The sequence below is a fragment of the Microbulbifer yueqingensis genome, from assembly GCF_900100355.1.
Classification (GTDB): Bacteria; Pseudomonadota; Gammaproteobacteria; order Pseudomonadales; family Cellvibrionaceae; genus Microbulbifer; species Microbulbifer yueqingensis.
The window spans coordinates 217,177-236,172 of sequence record NZ_FNFH01000003.1 but is presented as its reverse complement, the minus strand read 5'-3'; the positions used below and the strand labels follow the sequence as shown (position 1 = coordinate 236,172).

Genomic DNA, 18,996 nt, shown 5'->3' with positions numbered 1-18,996 from the left:
GCAACCGCCGGGTGAGCCACCTCGACTCAGTTTTCGGGCCGCTACGCGGCCCGCTTTTCATTCTGCGCCGGGGCCGGTCAGGGGGCGGCGGAGATCTACAAACTCCCTCAGCGCCCCCGCCACCAGGTAACCTTCCAGTTTGTGCTCGAAGGTATCCGTTTCCTCAAACCCCATTCTTTCAAGACAGCGATGGATGTAATCGGCTGAGGCCGACCGGTCCCGGTACGCCCGGTAGCCCGCCAGGGCCAGCGGCAGAACTTTCCACCACTTCTTGCTGTGGACCTTGAGCCGACCCAGTGCTGCCGCCAGCAGCGCCTCCTCCTCGGTGAAGTCGGTGCCGAGGGGATAGTACGGCAGCAGGGCCAGTCGCTCATCGGTACTGTATACCGCCCGGATATGCGCGGGGGTATTCTCGGTGAATTGCAGCGGGATACTGTAATCCTGCTCCACCTTGCCGGCGCTCTTGGCCTTCTCCAGCAATTCTTCCTGGAAACGCGAATCGCAGATTGCAAGCATCGCCACGATCACGTCACGATCGGACCTGCCCCGCAGGTCGGCGACACCGTATTCCGTCACTACGATATCCCGCAGGTGGCGCGGGATGGTGCAGTGGGGGAACTCCCAGACGATATTACTGCGCGTTTCTCCGCCACTCTCACGTGTGCTGGGCAGGGTAATTACCGAGCGGCCGCCTGGCAGCTCATGGGCCTGGGCGACAAAGTTGTATTGCCCCCCCACCCCACTGACCACCTGCGCATCGGCGAGGCCGTCCGAAATCACGGCGCCATTAAGCGTGACCATCATGGCGGCATTGACGAAGCGGGCCTGCTGGCGCTGCGCCACCTTCAGGCTGTAGTCGTGCTGCAACTCGTTGATGTAATCAATGGCCGTCATATTGATCCCGGCCCACTCTTCATCGTCCAGCTGGCGGAGCTCCCGGTACATGGCCGAAGGCCCCAGGTAAAATCCACCATGCAGCCAGATGCCGCCGCGCAGCTTCTTCCCCGCACAGCTGCCAAGTAGCCTCTGCCGGCCGTGTGCGCTGTGCAGGTCGGCCTCCTCTTGCTCGCCATCGGGGCTCAGGAACCTGTGGCCGCGCCAGCTGTAACTCGGGTCCACCGCCCCGATAGACTGCAGGAAATCGGTGTCTTCTTCCGTCAGCGGACAGCTGATACGGCCGCTTTCTTTCAGCGCCAGCAGCAACTTCTCGTCCGCAACCGGCTCAACCTCACCCCGATTCAGTAGTCCTTGCAGAGCCTCGTCAGGATATACCTCGCGTTTGAGCACACCCGCACGGCGCAGGTTCAGGAAGCCAGGGGGCACCATCTCACTCACGCCATACAATCCGCGCTCGAACTTGTCCTGCTGGGGGGGCATGCGGTGGCGAAATTCCAGTGAGTCATCGACCGTGAGGTCGCGCAGTATCCCGCCAAACTCTTTGTTGTGTGTATGTCGCAGGCGCAGCGCGTGGCAGACTGCATCGCCCAGTGCACCGATCCCCACCTGCAGCGAACCGCCGTCCGGCAGCAGGCTGGCAACGTGCATTCCAATGCTGTACTCGGTAAGCCCCACCGGCGTCGTCGGCGCACAGAACAAGGGGGTATCGTACATATCCCCTTCCAGCAGGAAATCAAATCTCTCCGCCGGCAGGATGGCGTCGCTGCCGAGATACGGCAGCTGGGGATTGACCTCGCCGAGCAGGTACAGCTCATATCCTTCCCGCGCCTGCGCCTCGCGAAGAATCGGGAGGGTGAGATCGGGATTGCTGCTCAGGCTGAAGCTTTCCCGCGAGTCGCCAGGCGCAACCATCTGTGCGATCAGGTTTACACCCCGGTCAAACAGGTCGCGCGTCACGTGGGTGTAATTGGCGCTGACGTAGGCTTGCTGGGCGGTGGGGTTATGCAGGTAAGCACCCGGCTGCATGAAGAATTCACAGACTTCGATATTCGGCGGCAGCTGGCCCCGGTGACGGGGCGCGGTATAGGCCAGGTCCTGGTAATGGTTGTAAAGCCGGTCGAGCAACGGCTGGATAAATCGCCGCTGGATTTCGCCCTTGCCGACCGGTCGCTCGAGGGTAAGCGCGGTAAATATTGTCAGCGAAATCGAGCTGTCGGCCGCGGCGCGCGCATAGAGCGCATTGGCAAAGTGATTGGCCTTGCCGATGCCCAGGGGCAGGCCGAGCACGATCCGCTTGCCTACTCTCTCCAGGACAGCATCGACACAGGCCTCGACACTATCGTAACGCTGCCGCTGTCTCTCCACACAAACTCTCCTGCCCTGTTAGCGCGGGTGCCAGGGGCCACTTTACGGCTTATTCCCCGTGTTTCGCCTTGTCCTCACAGGGACTCAGGTGGTCGAAGTGATCTACCTGGATGGCGAGGTGAACCGCTTCAGATGTCTCGTGTAATTTTTCGGCCTCTTCCTCGGAAATGAGCCCCTTCTCCCGTGCCTTCTCGATGGCGTCGCCGTTCAACTGGCGGATTCCGCCTTTTTTCATCTTGTCGCGTGCCTTCTGCGTGGCACACACCTTATTGAAGGCCTGCTCCACAATATCGACCCCGTCACCGGGATTGCCGAGGTACACGCCCCGGGTGAGCCGGTCCCGGGTTTCCGAGGGTTCCATCAGGAGTTCCGCGCAGGCCCGGGCCTGCCGGTCGGAGGCGGTATGCACACTGTGTCCCCAGGGCATGGTCAGGAAATGCATCACCTGCCCGAGGAAGCGCCGGGGGAAATTCTGGTAGACCTCCAGCAGGCTCACCTCGATCTTGTGCAGGCCCGCGCGCATTGCGAACTCCAGCAAAGGCCGATCTTCCTTGGGACTGCCGTCATCCTTGAACCGCTTCAGGGTGCAGCTGAGCAGGTAGAGCTGGCTCAGGACATCGCCCAGGCGTGCAGAAATCAGCTCTTTGCGCTTCAGCTCGCCGCCGAGGGACATCAGGGAAATCTCGGTGGCCAGGGTGAGTATTGCCGAATAGCGGTTCAACTGGCGGTAATATTTTGCTGCGTGCCCCACTCCCCGTGGACTGCTGGCAAAGATTCCCACAGTCCAGCCGTGGAAGAATCCGCGGGCCAGCGTCTTGATCTGGAACCATGCATGCTTGGGCAACAGCTCGTCGAGCTGGCTGACACCCTCTTTTGTGTCCTCGTGTTCAGCCGCGAGCATTTCGTCGAGGAGGTACGGGTGACACCGGATCGCGCCCTGGCCAAAAATCATCAGGCTGCGCGTCAGGATATTGGCACCCTCCACGGTAATGGCCACCGGCACCGCCCGGTAGACGTTGCCCAGGTAGTTCAGGGGACCATCCATGATGGCCTTGCCGGCATGGATATCCATGGCATCGTTGATTGCCTCGCGCAGGCCGAAGGTCGCATGAGCCTTCATGATCGCCGACACGACGGCGGGTTTTAACCCTTCGTCCAGGGCCCTTGTGGTGGTCTTGTGGGCAGAATCAAGTACGTAGGCAATGCCGGCAATTTCGGCCAGGCGCCGCTGGACCCCCTCAAATTTTCCGATCGGGATCCCGAACTGCTCCCGTACCCGGGCATAGGCGCCAGTCAGGCGAGCGGCCATCTTGGCACCGCCGGTGGACAGTGACGGCAGTGAAATGCCGCGGCCGGCTGCCAGTGCACTCATCAGCATGTGCCACCCGCGCCCCACATTTTCCTGGCCGCCTATGATCCACTCCATGGGAATGAACACATCCTTGCCCCAGTTCGGACCATTCTGGAATGCCTGCATGGCCGGAAGGTGGCGCTGGCCAATGGTCACACCCTCGGTATCTGTCGGTACCAGCGCCACAGTGATCCCGAGTTCCTCCTCGTCGCCGAGGAGGTGGTCCGGATCATACAGCTTGAACGCCAGCCCCAGTATGGTCGCCACGGGCGCCAGGGTGATGTAGCGCTTGTGCCAGTTGACCCGCATGCCAAGGGTTTTCTCGCCCTTGTACTCGCCATAGCACACGATACCGTGGTCTGTCATCGAGGCGGCGTCTGAACCAGCCTCATCACTGGTCAGGCCGAAACAGGGCAACTCGCGCCCGTCCGCAAGCCGAGGCAGGTAATAGTCCTTCTGCTCCTCGGTGCCGTGAGCCATCAGCAGCTCACCGGGACCGAGCGAGTTTGGCACCATCACGGTAACGCCCACCGTGGTGCTGCGCGTGGAGATCTTGGTGACGATTTCCGCATGGGCTGTCGGGGAAAAGCCCAGCCCTCCGTACTCCTTGGGAATGATAATGCCGAAGAAACGCTCCTTCTTCAGGAATTCCCAAAGCTCATCCGGCAGGTCACGGTCCTCGAAAATGATCTGCCAGTCATCGATCATGCTGCAGAGTTCTTCCACGGGCCCCTCGAGGAACGCCTGCTCTTCCTCGCTCAGCTTCGGCGGCCCCATCCCCAGCAGCTCCTCCCACCGCGGTTTGCCGGAGAGCAGCTCGGCATCCCACCAGACCTCTCCCGCCTCCATCGCCTCTCGCTCGGTCTCTGAGATCGGCGGCAACACCTTCTTGATCAGTTTAAGCAGGGGTCCGGTTATCCATTTTTTTCTCAGGTCGCTCATTGTTTCCTTCCGGGTGCTTGTGGGCAGGCACTGAACGTCCCCGCCGTTGCGAGATGGCTTCAGGTCACATGATAGGCGAGGGATCTCATTGAGAGCGCTGTGAAGTGTCGCTCCATATTGGATTTGGCGCTCAACTCGACAGCTGGCGCTCTCCCTGCCAACGCAGGCCCCTCCAATTGCTGTGTTGGGGCACCTCGCCCGGGATCTGGCAACGAATACCGCAGGCCCTCATCAGCCTGCGTTCACGGCGTTACATCCATCACTCCCTGTGCCCAGCCTAGGGACTAGGTACGGGTCGAGTCAAACAGCAGATCAAACTGCTCCGGATAGGGTTCACAGCAAGGCACTGGAAGATACGATCACGCCGTTGTTGTCCGCGTATACGAAACTCCCCGGGTGGAAGGTAACGCCGCCAAAGGATACCGCCAGGTCTCGCTCTCCGATCCCTTTTTTCTCGGTTTTCATGGGGTGAGTCCCGAGCGCCTGTACGCCGAGATCCAGTGCATTGATTTCATCCACGTCACGGATGCAGCCGTACATCAGGATTCCCTCCCAGCCGTTCGCAGCCGCCTTCTCCGCCAGCTGGTCGCCCAGGCAGGCCCTGCGCATGGAGCCGCCCGCGTCCACTACCAGTACACGCCCCTGCCCCGGCTCGGCAACCGCCTCTCTCACGAGAGAATTGTCCTCGAAACACTTGATGGTACTTATGCGGCCGCCGAATTGTTCGCGCCCCCCATAATTGACGAACATTGGCTCCACCACCTCGATAACATCGGCATGTTCGTCACACAGGTCCGGAGTGGAAACTCTCATTGGTTGTCTCCCCAATCTGGTCAGGATACTGATCGACAGCAGGGTCAGTATGCGTGCGCCGGAATGACATGCAAGCCCGGCACCTGAATACCGGGCATTACTTCACTGTATATACGTGCTGTCTCCACATGCAGGGCCAGCTGGGATCCGGGTCAGTAGGTGACCCGGACCGGGGTGCCTACGCTTGCGTAACGATAGAACTTCTCCGCCATATGTCGCGGCATGCGGACGCATCCATGGGACGCGGGATAGTCCGGCACATGGCCCGACGCGTGCAGGCCGATACCGCCGTTGAAGCGGATGTAATAGTGCATCTTTGCGCCGCGATAATAGGTACCGGGAGGACGACGGTCTGTGCGGGTATTTACATCCGCCTTGACCACACGCCCGGTCCGCTTGTCGACGTAGCTACCGTAGATAGTTGAACGATGTCGAGGATGTTTCGAAAGGACGCGGAAATGCCCCGGGCTGGTACTGTAACCTCTCTTACCAGAGGATACTTTTGAGACGCCGATCAGGCGCCCCCCCTTGTAAAAATACGCCCGTTGTTCACTGAGGTTAATCTGAATCGAGGCAGCGCCGGAGGTGTTTACGGCAGCCTGGTCGTCGAACCAGTTTACACCGCGGGTATTGGCAGTATTTGCACTCACCGGTAACGTCAGGAGTACGAGCAGGAGAAACAGCAAACCGGCACATTCTTGGGGATTCCAGGTTCGTCTGATCGTGTACATACGACACCTCGCGCTATTCGGCAAAAAATTCTGACCGCCTGCCAGTCTGCGCTGGATCCCGGACCCTGCCGCCCCTGAGGTGGCGAGCCCCTGCCGGCCGCTTCCCACGTCGCGACTCAGCAAATTCCATTTTTTGTGAAAGTAAAGCCACGGGTGAGCTTTTCACTATTCGATTCTATTGCGCTGCGGGAGCGGTTTTAGACGGATTGCTTCTTTTAGAAGACACTTTTATTGAGAGCCATGAGGGACGAATTGAATATGCCCGAAAGCCCGGAGAGTTGAGCAAGGTGGGCGAGCGCCCGCACAGACCGCGGGAAGAAATGGCTGACTTTCCAGCAAAGGGAAAATATATGGCCGGATTACGTACCAATTCCCACAAGAGAAAGCTTGCAGGGATTTACAGGCCTGGCTACAGGCATGCTTGAGCAACCTGTGGCCCGACAGCCGTAACCAGGGGCACGGCTGCGGTGCCGGGAGTGGATCGCAGAAAAGAAAAAACGGCCCGAAGGGCCGTTTATGGATTATTGGGCATCGGGATCGTTGGCCAGGAACAGCCAGGTATCCACTGCCGTGTCAGGATTCAGGGAGACGCTGTCGATACCCTCGTCCATCAACCAGCGGGCAAAGTCCTTGTGGTCGGATGGCCCCTGACCGCAGATACCGACATACTTGCCGGCCTTCTTGCAGGCCCGTATCGCCTGCGATAGCAGCGCCTTCACAGCCGGATTGCGCTCATCGAACAGGTCCGCGACAAGGCCGGAGTCCCGGTCAAGCCCGAGCGTCAGCTGGGTGAGGTCGTTGGAGCCAATGGAGAAACCATCGAAGTGCTGCAGAAAATCCTCCGCCAGCAAGGCATTAGACGGCAGCTCGCACATCATGATCACCTTGAGCCCGCGCTCACCCCGTACCAGGCCATTTTCGGCCATCAGTGCCACTACTTCTGAGGCCTCTTCCGGAGTGCGCACGAAAGGTACCATGATCTCCACATTCTCGAGGCCCATCTCCTCCCGCACTTTTTTCAGCGCGCGGCACTCCAGGGCAAAGCACTGGCGGAAATCACGCGAACGGTAACGCGCGGCCCCGCGGAACCCGAGCATCGGGTTTTCCTCGCTCGGTTCATAGAGCTGGCCACCGATCAGGTGGGCGTATTCATTCGATTTGAAGTCCGAGAGCCGTACGATCACGCGGTTCGGCGCAAAGGCCGCCGCGAGCGTAGAGATCCCCTCGACCAGCTTCTCTACGATAAAGTCTTCCGGCGACGCATAGCCACCGATACGCTCGCGGATTGTCTTCTGCAGGTCTTCCGGCAGCTTCTCCAGCTCCAGCAGTGCCTTGGGATGGATGCCGATCATCCGGTTCAGGATGAACTCCAGCCGCGCCAGGCCGACACCCTCGTTGGGCAGATGGCTGAACGCGAAGGCACGGTCCGGGTTACCCACATTGAGCATGATCTTGAACGGCAGCTCCGGCATATCCTGCACTTCAGTCTGCTCGCGCTCGAAATCCAGCTCACCGGACATGACAAAACCGGTATCACCCTCGGCACAGGAGACGGTCACCGGGGTTCCGCTGTGCAGCAGCTCAGTCGCATTGCCGCACCCCACCACCGCAGGGATACCCAGCTCACGGGCGATGATCGCCGCGTGACAGGTGCGCCCGCCGCGGTTGGTGACGATAGCGCTGGCTTTCTTGAGCACGGGCTCCCAGTCCGGGTCGGTCATATCGGTGACTAGCACCTCGCCATCCTGCATCGAGGCCATGTCATCGACAGACTCCAGCACCCGTACCTTGCCCGCACCTATGCGCTGGCCGATTGCACGCCCCTCGCACAGGACATCACCCCGCTCGCGGAGGTGATAGCGCTCGATGCTGGTACCCTGGTCACGGGAGCGGACAGTCTCGGGACGGGCCTGCACAATAAAGAGCTTGCCGCTGTCACCATCCTTGGCCCATTCGATATCCATCGGGCGGCCGTAATGCTCCTCGATCCGGCACGCCTGTTGCGCAAGGCTCGTCAGCTCGTCATCGGTCAGGGAGAATACCCTGCGATCCTCGTCGGCCACGGGCACGGTCTTGACCGAGCGGCCACAATCGCCACTGCCGTCATAGACCATCTTGATCGCCTTGCTGCCGCGGTTGCGGCGCAGGATGGCCGGGCGACCGTCCTTCAGCGCAGGCTTGTACAGATAGAACTCATCCGGGTTGACCGCCCCCTGGACCACGGTTTCCCCAAGCCCGTACGCAGAGGTGATGAAGACCACATCACGGAACCCGCTCTCGGTATCCAGGGTAAACATTACCCCGGCCGCGCCGGTTTCACTGCGCACCATGTGCTGGATGCCGGCTGACAGTGCCACGCCGGCATGCGCGTAGCCGGTATGCACCCGGTAGGCGATGGCGCGATCGTTGTACAGCGAGGCAAAAACCTCCTTCACCGCGTCCAGGACCGCGTCGACACCGCGAATATTCAGGAAGGTCTCCTGCTGGCCCGCAAAGGAAGCGTCGGGAAGGTCCTCCGCAGTTGCAGAAGAGCGCACTGCCACGGCCGTGTCGCCGCCGCCCAGGGCCTGGTAGCCGTCCCGGATCTCCTGCTCCAGGGTCGCGGGAAAGGGGGTTTCGAGAATCCAGCCGCGAATCTGCTCGCCCGCCTCGGCCAGGGCCTTCACGTCCCCTACATCCAGGCTCTTGAGGCGCGCTGCGATCCGCTCCTCGAGCTGCTCGTGGGCGAGAAACGCGCGGAACGCATCGGCGGTGGTGGCGAAGCCGCCCGGCACACTGACACCCGCGTCGGCAAGGGAGGAGATCATCTCGCCGAGAGAGGCGTTCTTGCCGCCGACCTTGTCGACATCCCCCATGCCCAGTTGCGCGAAGTTGATGGTAAAGCTCGTCACGGAAACGCCCTCTGCAGCAGGATTTGAGGCGCCGATTATAAGGATGGGTTTTGTAAAAAATAGCCCGTAAAATGCAGCGAAAATGTTGTAATTTTTCTACACGGGCGCAGATGCAGACTACCGGTGGAGAAACCAGTAGCATAGGGCCACACTCATTTCCGGCCCGAACAGTGATTATGGCGAAAGACAAGCGCACGGCATTCTTCATCTCCGACGGCACCGGCCTGACGGTGGAAGCCATCGGCCACAGCCTGCTGGCCCAGTTTCGCCAGGAGCACGTCGAGCAGGTCACCCTGCCCTATATCGATTCAACAGAGAAGGTCGGCCTGGTCATGCAGCGCATCGAGCACTCCGCCCGGGAATCGGGGCTGCAACCGATCGTAATCAGCAGCATCGTCGCGGATGAGATCCGCGCGCAGCTGCATCGCAGCTCCGCGCTCATGCTCGACGTGTTCGAGAGTTACCTCACCCCATTGGCCAGTCTCTTCGGCACCGACCCGGCACAGTCTGTCAATGTATCGCACGGTATTGCCAATGACAGTCGCTACAGCGAGCGTATTGAGGCAGTGCATTTCGCGATGGATAACGACGACGGCCGGCGGGTGCGGGAGTTTGACCGCGCAGATGTGATCCTGGTGGGCGTTTCCCGGTCCGGCAAAACCCCCACCTGCCTCTACCTGGCCCTGCAGTTCGGTTTGCGGGCAGCCAACTACCCGATCACCGAAGAGGATATGGATTCCACCGCCCTGCCGAAAATTCTGCGCCCCTATCGCCACAAGCTCTTCGGCCTGACCATCGACCCGGAGCGCCTGATGTCGATCCGCCAGGAACGCCGGGCCAACAGCCGCTACGCTTCACGGGAACAGTGCGAGTTCGAAGTGCGCCAGGTGGAGCAGATGCTCAGGCGCTCCCAGGTCCCCTATCTCAACGCGACCCAGCTGTCGGTCGAGGAACTGGCGACACGCCTGATGTCCCAGGCAGGTATCGAGCGGCGCGTCGACTGATTTTGCGGTAAAGTAGCCGCCATTTTTTCGGCCCGGATACCTGTCATCGAAACCCGGACGCCGACTGGTGCGTATAAGAAGTTTGCATGAAATCGCTGCAGATCGTCTCAGTCCCCTACTCCATCAATACACCGGTGGCCTTCCAGACCGTGGCAGACCTCCCCGCGCCTGTCTGGCTCGACAGCGGCAGGCCCGTTGCCCCCGGCGGTCGCTTTGACATCATCAGTGCCGACCCGCTGGCGACACTGGAGTTGCAGGCCGATAGTGCCGCACCATTTGCCGAGCTCGACGACCTGCTGTGTGAGCTGGCGCCGCTGGACAGCGACGCGCAACTGCCATTCTGTGGCGGTGCCATCGGTTATGCGGGCTATGAGCTGGGGATGGCGGAGAATTTCCTTGCCCCTGACAACCGCGCCACCCCGCTGCCGGCCGGTTTTTTCGGCCTCTACAGCTGGGCCCTGGTGGTGGACCACCAGCTTTGTGCCAGCCACCTCGTTTTCCACCCGGCCTGCTCGGAGGTCCAGGTCAGGGACCTGATCGCGCGCTTCAGCGCACTGCCCTGGCAGGATGCTGCGCGTACCGGGCCATTCTCCCTGTGCGGCCCCTTTGAGCACGAATTTACCCGCGAGGAATACTGCCGGCAGATAGAGCGAATCCTGGACTACATCCGTGCCGGTGATATCTACCAGGCCAATTTCACCCAGCGCTTTTCCGCGCCCTTCGAGGGTGATCCGCTGGCAGGCTACCTGGCCCTGCGCGAGCGGGTTGCGGGGCCCTTTTCCGCCTACCTCGACCTGCCCCACGGCCAGGTTCTCAGCCTGTCACCGGAGCGTTTCATCCACGCAGACGGCTGCGCCGTGCAAACCGAGCCCATCAAGGGCACTGCGCCGCGCCACAAGGATCCTGTTGAGGACACCCGCGTTGCCGATGCCTTACAACACAGTATCAAGGACCGCGCCGAGAACCTCATGATCGTGGACCTGCTACGCAATGATTTCAGCAAGCGCTGCCGACGCGGGACGGTTCGGGTGCCCGAGCTGTTCGAACTGGCAACCTTCGCCAACGTCCATCACCTGGTCAGCCGCATTACCGGGGAATTACCCGAGGGCGCCTACTTTACCGACCTGCTTGCCGCCTGCTTCCCCGGCGGATCCATTACCGGCGCCCCCAAGCGCCGGGCGATGGAGATTATCCGGGAACTCGAACTCAGCCCCCGCGGCATCTACTGCGGCAGCATCGGCTACCTGAGCAGCTGCGGCCGGGCAGACACCAATATCGCCATCCGCACATTCACTGCCGGCAATGGGGTCATCTCCGGGGCCGCCGGCGGCGGGATAGTCGCCGACTCTGTGCCGGCGGCTGAATATGACGAATGCCTGAACAAGGTAGGAATGCTGCTTGAGACGCTCGAGGGCATGCCCCGATGATCAGTGACAATTGATCGGGCTACCAATTTATAAAACGAATAGTTATAAAAGTATCAATTAACGGTATTTTCGCGTTATTAACCGTTTTGCTAGATTCTGCGTCACAGGGGAAGTACCAATCCCACCCCACGCACGACAGAAGCAGGAAAAGCGATCATGCGCATCACCCTGGTAAAGAAGGTTCTCGCCGATGGCAGCCCATGCGCCAAATGCCACGATGTAGAGCAGAAATTGCTTGAAAAAGACCAGATGCGCTTTATCGATGAGGTGTTGGTCGCCGACGAACGCGATCCCGGCAGTGCGGGCTTCCAGTTAGCGAGCAAGCACGCAGTGTCGCGCGCACCGTTTTTCGTCGTGGAGAATGCCGGAGGCCGTGGCGATGTCGAGGTGTTCACGGTCTATTTCAAGTTCGCAAAGGAAGTACTGCAGCCATTGGAGAACGCCGCCGCGGCCTCCTGACCCCCTGCGACCAGGATGTTGTGCCGGCAACCGGTGCTTCCTGGTACCCCATTCCCGGATGCAGCCACTCGTTCGCCTTGCGTCTTCCCCCTTTCACCAGCGCCCCGCTGGCACCGCGCCGGGTATTCAGTAGACCGGCAGCTCCAGATTGGCAAAGAGCTCGTCCAGTTCCGCGCGCGAACTTGCGTGGGCCGCCTGGTCCACCAGCTCACGGGTGAGGTGCGGGGCGAACTGCTGGATAAAGTCGTACATGAAGCCACGCAGGAAAATTCCCTTGCGGAAACCGATTTTCGTGATGCTGGATTCAAACAGCTCACTGGCATCCAGCGCCACCAGGTCCTCATCGGCGTCATCTACCGCCATATCCGCCACAATGCCAATCCCCAGCCCCAGGCGAACGTAGGTCTTGATCACGTCCGCGTCCGCTGCAGTGAAGACCACCTTGGGCGTCAGCCCTTTCTCAAGGAAGGCCTCGTCCAGCTTTGATCGGCCGGTAAAACCAAATACATAGGTCACGATGGGGTACTGGGCCACCTCCTCGAGGGTCAGCTTGCCCAGCTGGCACAGGGGATGGTCGCGCGGAACCAGCAGGCAGCGATTCCAGCGGTAAACCGGCATCATCACCAGGTCGCTGAACAGCTCCAGTGCCTCGGTGGCAATGGCAAAATCGGCGGTGCCATCGGCGGCCATTTCGGAGATCTGCATGGGTGTGCCCTGGTGCATGTGCAGGGCAACCTCGGGATAGCGCGCGATGAATGACTTGATCACCGGAGGCAGCGCGTAACGCGCCTGGGTGTGGGTAGTGGCAATCGCCAGGTTGCCTTTCTGGTCGTTGCTGAACTCCTGCGCCACCTGCTTGATATTCTCGACCTTGCGCATGATCTCACCCGCGGTCTTGAGGATAGCCTCGCCAGCCGGGGTGACGCGCGTCAGGTGCTTGCCGCTACGGGCGAAAATCTCGACCCCGAGCTCATCCTCCAGTAGACGGATCTGCTTGCTGATGCCGGGCTGCGAGGTGTAGAGACTCTGTGCGGTCGCGGAAACATTCAGGTCGTGGTGGGCGACTTCCCAGATATATCGCAACTGCTGCAGTTTCATGGTGTCTCCCTGACTTTAAGCGGCCAGGCGGGCAATCATCCCCCAATTGCCGCCTGCACATATCGCAGTTATAAAAACTATAAAAGGTTATGCGAGAAAAGAATAGCAGCCCTGCCCGCCTGTCGGCAAAATGAAATATCGGGAAAAAGCACGCCCTGTGACAGGAAACACGGGATTGGTATAAGCAGGCGCCAGCGACCTATCCCTTCCATGGGCTGCCAGCGGGCGGCCATAGCGACCGGGCCTGGCTCAGGAGTGGCTTTCGAGATTGGCAATACCATGGGGCACATGCCCGGTAGCCACGTGCTCGGCCGCCGAAGCGCAGTGCGCCGGCTGGTCATCGAAGAATACGTCGGCACCGAAAGCCCGCAGGAACTCGCCCTTGGGCAGGCCCCCAAGAAAGACCGATTCATCGATGCGTACGTTCCACGCTCGCAGGGTCCGGATCACCCGCTCATGAGCCGGTGCGGAGCGCGCGGTGACCAGTGCGGTGCGAATCGGGCAGGTATCGGCGGGGAATTCGGCCTGCAACTGCTGCAGAGCCTCAAGAAAACCCTTGAACGGGCCGCCGCCGAGGGGCTGCTGGGCCGAGGCCCGCTCCGACGCTGCGAATGCCGCCAGGCCGTCCCGCTTGAAGATCTGTTCTGCCTCATCGGAAAAGATCACCGCATCGCCGTCAAATGCGAAACGCAGGGTATCGTCGCGCCGTTGCTGTGCGGTGCCGGCCACCAGCGTGGCCGCCGCAACGCCCTGCTCCAGCGCCCGGCGCACGTCCTGGCCATCAGTCGACAGGAACAGGTGACAACCGAACGGTGCGATGTAACGGTACGGGCTCTCGCCGTTGCAGAAGGCGGCGCGGGTAATATCGAGTCCGTAGTGCTCGATTGAGTTGAATACGCGCAGGCCTGTGTCGGCGCTATTGCGGGAAAGCAAGATCACCTCGACCCTGGGGCTGCCGTCCAGGCGCTCGTTGATCTGCAGGAATTTCTCCACCAGCGGGAAAGCATCCCCTTTTTCCAGCACATCGTTTTCATGGTCGATCTGGTAGGCCGAGAATGCCTCGAGCCCCTGCTCCTCAAACACCCGGTGACTGTCGCCCAGGTTGAAGAGCGCCCGCGAGGAGATCGCGATCACAAGCTTGTCATTGCGCGGCATCAGGGCTCCTCCACGTCATCGAGGCCTCCCGGCCGCGAGTCTGCCCGGCGGCCATCCAGCAGGGTGAACAACATCCGCTCGAGATCCTCGCGGGTACGCTCCGAGCGCACACCCCGCTGGTTTACGATCACCAGGAACAGCGCATGGCATGTTTCCAGTGTCGCGCGGGCCAGGCGGCCCATCTCGTTAGGGGGAGAGCTAAACCCCATGCGCCGGAACATGGCACTCAGATGCGTAATGATGAGTTCATCGTGACGCTCATCGAGTTCGTGCAGCTCCGGGATACCCCACATGGCCTGTACCAGCGGAAGCAGGCCGCGCTGCTCCCGGTAAACGGCCAGCAGCCGCTCCACCAGCTCATGGATAAAGCCCTCCAGGGGCATATCCTCCAGCGTTGACCCGCCCAGCTCCTCAAGGGCGTCGGTCATGCTGGCCAACCACTGTTCACCCATCGCATAGAGGATCGCATGCTTGTTGGGGAAATAGTGATACAGGGAACCAACCGACACCCCGAGCTCCTTGGCGATCAGGATAGTGGTGAGGTCATTCAGTCCCACCTCCTCGAGCAGGCGGCCAGTAGTGTCCAGAATCCTGCGGGTGCGCTCACGTGCCCGGGCCTGTACCGGCTCCCGGCGCGGTGCGAGCTGGCTCTTGCGCTTGCGTTGTTCAGAGTTAGACAAGTTCATGCCCCCATTCTCGGATAACCGCAGTCTACCATCAATAAGATACCGGTACCGGCTACCTACCGGCATGGCCGCCGCCCACAAAAAAGCCGGCGCAGGGCGCCGGCTTCATGTTCCCGCACTGGGGAGGTGGGACCATCAGAAACGGTAATCCAGGTTTACCCCCACTACCCTGCCGCGCGACGGGTCCGTCTTGGTGGCAGGCAGATTGTACAGCGCCTCGGCATAGCCCCAGTGGTAATACTCCTCACCGGTCAGGTTTTCCGCATACACTCCGGCGGTCCAGCTGTCCTCCGGGGAGGTAAGGGAAAGGCGCAGGTTCATCACGTTGCGCGCATCCAGCCTCACCGCCTCGGTATTCTCCAGGTCGGACCACTGCTCACCAGTGAAGGTGTATTCACCGGATACCGAGATCTCACCCAAACCGGTCATGCGGCTGTAGGTAAGGACAGTGGCCGATGAGAACGCCGGTGAAAATGCCATCTCATTCCCATCACAGCTGTCGCACAGCTCGGCGGGCGCACCGGTGAACTCTGTATCCAGCCAGGCCATCCCCAGGTAGAGGTCCAGGTTGTCAGTCAACAACCAGCGCGCATCGACCTCCAGGCCCTGCCCCTGTGATTCGCCCACATTCCTGGTGATCGCGGCCGCGCCCACCCAGAATGCCTGTTGCAGGTTGTCGTAGGTGTACTGGAAGGCAGCCGCGTTGAGTGCCAGCCGGTTACCAAACAGCCTCGCTTTCAGGCCCAACTCGTAGGACAGGACATTCTCCTCGTCGAACTTACTGGGTTCGGCATTGCTGGCATCCACCTCGTAGCCCTGCTCGTCCAGCCACGCATACTGGCTGTCGGCGTCATTGCCGTAGGTGGGGTCGGTCACATTGTATGAGAGGTAATCGAAGCCGCCCGACTTGTAGCCAGTGGCAACACTCGCATAGGCCGTCAGCTCGTCGCTCAGGACCTGGGTCAGGGTCGCGCGGCCGGAAATGTTGTCCCAGGTGTTGTCACCGACAATTGGCCCATTGGTATACATGGCCTGGTAATTCCAGCCTCCGGTCCAGGTGTCGGGCCAGGGGGAATCCACACTGTACTGTTTGTCATCCTCGGTGTAGCGGACACCCAGGCCGAGGGTGGTGGCCTCACCCAGGTCATAAGTGGTGTTCGCAAAAACGCCCCAGCCGGAGTATTCCCCAACAGTGTCGGCCTCCTCGATGGAGAGCCGGCCCGGTGCATACTCCCAGGGCTCGCCCTCAAAGCCGAAGGCCTCGTCCAGGACGTCCTGCGGCAGGCTGTCGCAGCTCACAAAGGAGTCGAGCCCTTCCTCCCACTCATCGGCAAAGATGCCGTCGCAGATGAAGTCCTCATTGTCCACGCCGGCAAAGTAGGTGTTCAGCTCTTCCTGGTAGTAGGAAGCCCCCAGCACGTAATTGAAGGGACCGGCGCTGTTGGAAGTCAGGCGAAATTCCTGGCTGAAGAAATCCCCGGACTGGTCCCGGAAGTAGGTGTCGATCGGGTGGGGAGTACCGTCGAAGTCCTCGATGTAGCTGTAGTTGTGGGTCTTGTAACCGGTAATGGAAGACAGTGTGGTGCCATTGGCGAGATCGTGCTCGACGGTAAGGACCACGTCGCCGATTTCCGACTCGTCCTTGCCCTGGGCATCGTTGAAGACCTGGTCGTAATCGCCCTCGGGGATCGGGTAGTTGTAACCGGCACCGCTATCGAATGCGCGGTAGATGGTGCCGTCGCTGATACGATCCTCGTACTGGGCCATGAGGGTGACGGTGGTATCCTGGATGCCGTCATAGACGGTAGTGACGCGCATGGCATTCAGCTCGCTGGCGCCCAGGTCGCGGCCGCCGGCCAGGTTCTCCACGTGGCCGTCTTCCTGGAAGTGCTTGCCGGCAAAGCGCACGGCCAGGTCTTCACCGAGGGGCATGTCTACGCCGCCCTCGAATTCGCTGCGCCCGTACTGGCCGGCACTGACGGAAACTTCACCGGTAAAAGTGTCGCCGGGCTTGCGCGACACCATCGAGATGGCGCCGGAGGCGGTGTTGCGGCCGAACAGGGTGCCCTGGGGTCCCTTGACGATTTCGACCCGCTCCAGGTCGTACATGCTCGGTGTGGCACCGGTGCGGCTCTGGTAGACGCCGTCGAGGAAAATGCCGAGGGCGGGGTCGCTGCCGCTGCCGAAACTGTTGTTATTGACCCCCCGCACCGATACCGAGTCGAAGTAGGAATCGGTCGTTTCGCCCGACACCCCCGGCGTAAGCGAAAACAGGTCCTTGAAGTCACTCAGGTTGCTGTTCTTCACCGTGTCGCCCGTGAACGCGCTGACCGCCATCGGCACATCCTTGAGGGATTCCGCCCGCATCTGGGCGGTTACGGTGACCTCTTCAATCTCGGCGGCGCTGGCGCCGGTACCGATTGCAATGGCTGCAGCCCCTATCGCCGAGGCCAGCAGGTGTTTCCGCATTGGTAGTGTCTTGTATGTATCAGGCATGGTAATCCCCGTCTTTTTCTTATTCAGGGTCGCTCATCCAATACCACCGGTGGCAGCACCCCATCCGTAGGCTCGAGATCCTGTTATCCCACAAACCGAATTATTGTTCAACTTTAATTTGGGACACCCTCTAGCCCCTTTTGGCTCCTCTGGACAAGCCTTTCTCAGCCACCCAGCTTGTCTTTCAGGCTGTAATAGAGCATCCCGGCCACAAGTCCCGGCCATCGCAGCAGGGTGCCACCGGGAAAGGTCGGCGTCGGAATCTGCGCCAGTACGTCGAAACGCTCTTCGGTTCCCGCCAGTGCTTCTGCGATAACCTTGCCGGCAAATGTCGCGGTGGGCACGCCGTGCCCGGAGTAACCCTGGCTGTAGTAGATATTGGGCTCCAGCCGCCCCAGGTGCGGCATGCGGTTCATGGTGATGGCAAGGGTCCCGCCCCAGCCGAAGTCGATGCGGGTGTCCGCCAGCTGCGGATATACCCTCAACATGTACTTGCGCACAAACGCGCGGATATCCTGGGGGAAGCGCGAGGTGTAGTTCTCGCCGCCACCGAAGATCAACCGGTTGTCAGCGGACAGCTTCCAGTAGTCGATCACGAACAGGGTGTCCTGCAGCGCATAATCATTGGCAATGAGTTCCCGCGCGAGAGATTCGGGCAGGGGTTCGGTGGCCAGCACAAAATTGTTGATGGGCATGATCTTGCCCGCCATGCGGGGCTCCAGCTTGCCCAGGTAGCCGTTACAGGCCAACACCACGTTCTTTGCCCGCACCTGGCCCCCGGCGGTTTCCACTACGCAGGGGGAACCGCCGCGATAGCGCGTCACCCGGCTGTGCTCAAAGAAAGTAACCCCCGCCGCGGCAGCCGCATCGGCCAGGCCCAGGGCAAAATTCAGGGGGTGCAGGTGCAGGGAGCCATCGTCAACCTGGGCCCCGAAAAAGCGTTCCGAACCGACCAGCGATCGCGTCTCCGCCTCGTCGGCATAGCGTATCTGCTCGTAGCCATAGCGCTCCTGCAGCAACTCGGCTTCCTGCCTGAGGTGTTCGTTGTGACTGCGCTTGGCGGCCAGGTGCAGGATCCCTCGCTTCAGGTCACAGGAGATATTGTGCTTCTCAATCAACTGCTCCACCAGGTGCACGGCCTCGACACTCATACCCCAGAGCTGCCGGGCGGTGTCCAGCCCCAGCATCTTCTCGAGGTCCTCCTGGCCACGGCGCTGCCCTACTCCCACATGACCGCCGTTACGTCCGGAGGCGCCCCAGGCCAGGCGCTCGGCCTCCAGTACCACCACCCGGTAACCGCGCTCGGCAAGGTGTAACGCAGACGACAGCCCCGTGTAACCGCCCCCGATCACACATACATCCGCCTCTTCCGATCCATCGAGGGCGGGATATACCGGGGCCGGATTGGCACTGGCTGCGTAATAGGAATCGGTATGCCCGAGCAATTTTTCCACTGTACCTCTGGCCGTCATCTCATCATCTCCGCATAGGGTTCGCGCAACGACTGCAAACCGAATAATAATTCAATTTATATTGAATGATAATTCGGTTTTTTGCCATAATCAAAACTCACGACGGGAACGGTCAGGAACCATCCCATTACCAGCCGCGAGCCCCATCCTCATAAGGGCGCCAGCGGCGTATACTAATGCATTCCCGCACGGGGGCAGACCTTATTCAG

General features: G+C 60.7%; 13 protein-coding genes. 3 read left to right on the top strand and 10 right to left on the bottom strand.

Going from position 1 to position 18,996, the window contains the following annotated elements:
- Positions 1-57: 57 nt before the first annotated feature.
- The 5 genes from BLT26_RS08230 to ppsA form a co-directional block, all read right to left on the bottom strand.
- A complete protein-coding gene (locus tag BLT26_RS08230) occupies positions 58-2,262 on the bottom strand; it encodes an acetyl-CoA hydrolase/transferase C-terminal domain-containing protein (RefSeq protein WP_091511878.1) in 2,205 nt (734 codons plus the stop codon).
- Positions 2,263-2,311: 49 nt separating this feature from the next.
- Complete coding sequence (locus tag BLT26_RS08225; RefSeq protein ID WP_091511874.1) at positions 2,312-4,555, bottom strand: acyl-CoA dehydrogenase; 2,244 nt, start codon at positions 4,553-4,555, stop codon at positions 2,312-2,314.
- Between the two features lie 333 nt (positions 4,556-4,888).
- Positions 4,889-5,368 (bottom strand): ribonuclease E activity regulator RraA, encoded by a 480-nt coding sequence (gene rraA / locus BLT26_RS08220; RefSeq protein WP_091511871.1) that lies wholly within the window; start codon positions 5,366-5,368, stop codon positions 4,889-4,891.
- 152 nt (positions 5,369-5,520) lie between these two features.
- The gene (locus BLT26_RS08215; RefSeq protein ID WP_245720648.1) at positions 5,521-6,018 is read right to left on the bottom strand and encodes a L,D-transpeptidase family protein; all 498 of its coding nucleotides are present in this window, start codon (positions 6,016-6,018) and stop codon (positions 5,521-5,523) included.
- Positions 6,019-6,620: 602 nt separating this feature from the next.
- Complete coding sequence (ppsA, locus tag BLT26_RS08210) at positions 6,621-8,990, bottom strand: phosphoenolpyruvate synthase (RefSeq protein WP_091511865.1); 2,370 nt, start codon at positions 8,988-8,990, stop codon at positions 6,621-6,623.
- Between the two features lie 176 nt (positions 8,991-9,166).
- Here ppsA and ppsR point away from each other — a divergent pair, with 176 nt between their 5' ends.
- From ppsR to BLT26_RS08195, 3 genes are all read left to right on the top strand, one after another.
- Entirely contained in the window at positions 9,167-9,994 is an 828-nt protein-coding gene (ppsR, locus tag BLT26_RS08205) for a posphoenolpyruvate synthetase regulatory kinase/phosphorylase PpsR (protein WP_091511861.1), read from the top strand.
- Positions 9,995-10,080: 86 nt separating this feature from the next.
- Positions 10,081-11,421: an aminodeoxychorismate synthase component I gene (pabB, locus tag BLT26_RS08200; RefSeq protein WP_091511858.1), complete on the top strand. Its 1,341-nt coding sequence runs from the start codon at positions 10,081-10,083 to the stop codon at positions 11,419-11,421.
- A 156-nt stretch (positions 11,422-11,577) separates the two neighbouring features.
- Positions 11,578-11,880 (top strand): hypothetical protein, encoded by a 303-nt coding sequence (locus BLT26_RS08195; protein WP_091511855.1) that lies wholly within the window; start codon positions 11,578-11,580, stop codon positions 11,878-11,880.
- Positions 11,881-12,006: 126 nt separating this feature from the next.
- Here the strand turns inward: BLT26_RS08195 and cysB are convergent, their stop codons facing one another.
- The 5 genes from cysB to BLT26_RS08170 all read right to left on the bottom strand — a co-directional run bounded on the left by cysB (position 12,007) and on the right by BLT26_RS08170 (position 18,787).
- Positions 12,007-12,978 carry an HTH-type transcriptional regulator CysB gene (cysB, locus tag BLT26_RS08190; protein WP_091511850.1) on the bottom strand — a complete coding sequence of 324 codons (972 nt, stop codon included), beginning with the start codon at positions 12,976-12,978 and terminating at the stop codon, positions 12,007-12,009.
- A gap of 249 nt (positions 12,979-13,227) precedes the next feature.
- Positions 13,228-14,133, bottom strand: coding sequence for a 5'-nucleotidase (locus BLT26_RS08185; protein WP_091511847.1), 906 nt, complete (start codon positions 14,131-14,133; stop codon positions 13,228-13,230).
- The gene (locus BLT26_RS08180) at positions 14,133-14,819 is read right to left on the bottom strand and encodes a TetR/AcrR family transcriptional regulator (RefSeq protein ID WP_091511842.1); all 687 of its coding nucleotides are present in this window, start codon (positions 14,817-14,819) and stop codon (positions 14,133-14,135) included. Before BLT26_RS08180 ends, BLT26_RS08185 begins: the two co-directional genes overlap by 1 nt.
- Before the next feature lie 135 nt (positions 14,820-14,954).
- Complete coding sequence (locus BLT26_RS08175; RefSeq protein WP_175453061.1) at positions 14,955-17,288, bottom strand: TonB-dependent receptor; 2,334 nt, start codon at positions 17,286-17,288, stop codon at positions 14,955-14,957.
- Positions 17,289-17,479: 191 nt separating this feature from the next.
- Positions 17,480-18,787, bottom strand: a complete 1,308-nt coding sequence (locus tag BLT26_RS08170; RefSeq protein ID WP_091511830.1) for an NAD(P)/FAD-dependent oxidoreductase — start codon at positions 18,785-18,787, stop codon at positions 17,480-17,482.
- Between the last annotated feature and the right edge of the window lie 209 nt (positions 18,788-18,996).

Coding starts and splice junctions, on each gene's coding strand:
- BLT26_RS08225 (WP_091511874.1), bottom strand. CDS start 4,555: ATGAGCGACCTGAGAAAAAAATGGATAACCGGACCCCTGCTTAAACTG.
- rraA (WP_091511871.1), bottom strand. CDS start 5,368: ATGAGAGTTTCCACTCCGGACCTGTGTGACGAACATGCCGATGTTATC.
- ppsR (WP_091511861.1), top strand. CDS start 9,167: ATGGCGAAAGACAAGCGCACGGCATTCTTCATCTCCGACGGCACCGGC.
- pabB (WP_091511858.1), top strand. CDS start 10,081: ATGAAATCGCTGCAGATCGTCTCAGTCCCCTACTCCATCAATACACCG.
- BLT26_RS08195 (WP_091511855.1), top strand. CDS start 11,578: ATGCGCATCACCCTGGTAAAGAAGGTTCTCGCCGATGGCAGCCCATGC.
- cysB (WP_091511850.1), bottom strand. CDS start 12,978: ATGAAACTGCAGCAGTTGCGATATATCTGGGAAGTCGCCCACCACGAC.
- BLT26_RS08185 (WP_091511847.1), bottom strand. CDS start 14,133: ATGCCGCGCAATGACAAGCTTGTGATCGCGATCTCCTCGCGGGCGCTC.
- BLT26_RS08180 (WP_091511842.1), bottom strand. CDS start 14,819: ATGAACTTGTCTAACTCTGAACAACGCAAGCGCAAGAGCCAGCTCGCA.
- BLT26_RS08175 (WP_175453061.1), bottom strand. CDS start 17,288: ATGCGGAAACACCTGCTGGCCTCGGCGATAGGGGCTGCAGCCATTGCA.
- BLT26_RS08170 (WP_091511830.1), bottom strand. CDS start 18,787: ATGACGGCCAGAGGTACAGTGGAAAAATTGCTCGGGCATACCGATTCC.